This is a genomic window from Paenibacillus lentus (assembly GCF_042714055.1).
Lineage (GTDB): Bacteria > Bacillota > Bacilli > Paenibacillales > Paenibacillaceae > Fontibacillus > Fontibacillus lentus_A.
The window spans coordinates 1-543 of the sequence record NZ_JBHGVC010000042.1 but is presented as its reverse complement, the minus strand read 5'-3'; the positions used below and the strand labels follow the sequence as shown (position 1 = coordinate 543).

The window sequence follows — 543 nt, the reverse complement described above, 5'->3', positions numbered from 1 at the left end:
GTGGCCCTGTTCGGGGAGCCATGTGGCCCGTTGGTCAAGGGGTTAAGACACCTCCCTTTCACGGAGGTAACAGGGGTTCGAATCCCCTACGGGTCACCACTTTTATTCATATGCTTCGGGGGATGAGAATCCCATAAAAAGGGTTCGTCGGAGCGTAAACTTCGTTAGCAATAACATCGCAGTCTCGAACGAAGTGAGAGTATCCCCTACGGGTCACCACCTTATTTATTAGATACAGTACATATGGAGGCTTAGCTCAGCTGGGAGAGCATCTGCCTTACAAGCAGAGGGTCAGCGGTTCGATCCCGTTAGCCTCCACCATATATAATTTATAACTGACGCGGGGTGGAGCAGCTCGGTAGCTCGTCGGGCTCATAACCCGAAGGTCGCAGGTTCAAATCCTGTCCCCGCAATTGCATTACCTAGTGTGGAGCCGTGGTGTAGAGGCCTAACATGCCTGCCTGTCACGCAGGAGACCGCGGGTTCGAATCCCGTCGGCTCCGCCATTACTTCCTTGAAAAAGGGATGAGAATTCATTGATTT

4 tRNA genes are annotated in these 543 nt (G+C 52.3%); all 4 read left to right on the top strand.

The features are described from left to right. Positions 1 to 24 precede the first annotated feature (24 nt). The 4 genes from ACE3MQ_RS27320 (at position 25) to ACE3MQ_RS27305 (ending at position 506) form a co-directional block, all read left to right on the top strand. A tRNA-Glu gene (locus tag ACE3MQ_RS27320) sits at positions 25 to 99 on the top strand. 146 nt (positions 100 to 245) lie between these two features. Next, positions 246 to 321 (top strand) — tRNA-Val (locus ACE3MQ_RS27315). Between the two features lie 18 nt (positions 322 to 339). Further along, positions 340 to 413, top strand: a tRNA-Met gene (locus tag ACE3MQ_RS27310). Between the two features lie 16 nt (positions 414 to 429). After that, positions 430 to 506: transfer RNA gene (locus ACE3MQ_RS27305), tRNA-Asp, on the top strand. The last annotated feature ends 37 nt before the right edge of the window (positions 507 to 543 follow it).